1 protein-coding gene is annotated in these 1,393 nt (G+C 61.8%); it reads right to left on the reverse strand.

The window, feature by feature from the left end; genetic code table 11:
* Positions 1 to 260: 260 nt before the first annotated feature.
* Positions 261 to 1,292 carry an IS110 family RNA-guided transposase gene (locus tag OUZ49_RS20880; RefSeq protein WP_266152548.1) on the reverse strand — a complete coding sequence of 344 codons (1,032 nt, stop codon included), beginning with the start codon at positions 1,290 to 1,292 and terminating at the stop codon, positions 261 to 263.
* Between the last annotated feature and the right edge of the window lie 101 nt (positions 1,293 to 1,393).

The raw sequence follows: 1,393 nt of genomic DNA on the forward strand, positions 1-1,393 counted from the left end.
GTCCGTATATGGACTCCTCTCCTTTGCCAAGCATCCCCTAGCTCTGGCGTCCGTGTCGACTGCACACGTATATCCGGCCTCTAGATGCTGCACCGCAGGGCGGTGCCGGGCCACGATGAGCTAGTCGCGCGTCGGCTCCCAATCGCTGTGGCGTGCTTGCAGCACACGGACATTTCAGGGTTTTTCCAACGCCGGTCCGACCGGTTCGTCATCACTTCGGGGGCTTCGCAATCGTGGAGAGATTTCCTCGGATAGTCTGGTTAGGCGGCCGCCAGCGCCGGTTGGTAGTTCGTACCGTGACGCAGCATGGCCCAGGCCATGCGCGCCGTCTTGTTGGCCATTGCCACGCAGGCCACATTCGGGTGAGATCGCGACGATAGACGGATGACCCAGCGGCTCAGGGCGTCGTCATGGCGCGGTGCTGTTCGAAGCATGGCTCGCGCACCGTGCACCAGAAGCGACCGCACATAGGCGTCGCCACGCTTGCTGATGCCAAGCAAACGATCCTTGCCGCCCGAGCTGTGTTGCCGTGGCGTCAGCCCAAGCGACGCAGCCATCTGACGGCCATTGGCAAACTGCGTGGCATCACCCACACACGCCACCAAAGCCGTGGCAACTACGGGACCGATGCCGCGCAACTGTTGTAACCGACGCGCATCGGGATCGGTCTTGGCCGCCTCGTTGATCTGGCCATCCAATTCGGTGATGCGACCGTCCAGCGTTCTCAGATCGCGCCACAGTCCATCGAGTAAAACGCGGAAGCACGCGGTCAGTCCGTTATCGGCATCTTCCAGCCAGCACGGGATCGCGCGACGCAACGAGGCCATTTCCCTCGGTGCCACCAGGCCATACTCCGCAGCCAAGCCACGGATCTGATTGCCCTTGGCGGTGCGCTGTTCCACCAGGCTGGCCCGCACGCGATGCATCGCCTGAAGATCCTGTTGCGCAACACTTTTGACGCCAACAAAGCGCATGCTCGGACGACTCATCGCCTCGCAGATCGCTTCGGCATCCTTGGCGTCATTCTTGTTGCTCTTTACATACGGCTTCACGAACTGCGGCGCGATCAGCTTCACGCGATAACCAAGCGCCTGCAATTGCCGCGCCCAATGGTGGGCTCCGCCGCACGCCTCCATGCCGATCTCGCAGCCTGGCTCAGCCACCCCCTGCACGGCCTTGATCCAGCGCTCGCGCGACAAGCGGCGACGCCATACCGGTTGTTCGTATCGATCGACCCCGTGGACCTGAAAGACCTGCTTGGCCACGTCAACTCCAATGCGCGTAAGCTTCATGAGTGGACTCCTCTTCGCCAACGACTGGTTCTATCGCTTCCAGTCTGGCACTCGATGCCGAAGACGGAGAGGAGTCCATCTCATTGCTGTGGGTCGGAAGC

It is taken from the genome of Dyella halodurans (genome assembly GCF_026283925.1).
Lineage (GTDB): Bacteria > Pseudomonadota > Gammaproteobacteria > Xanthomonadales > Rhodanobacteraceae > Dyella > Dyella halodurans.

What these genes read in the sequence shown, in the direction of transcription:
- OUZ49_RS20880 (WP_266152548.1), bottom strand. Translation starts at nt 1,292, where the DNA reads ATGAAGCTTACGCGCATTGGAGTTGACGTGGCCAAGCAGGTCTTTCAG.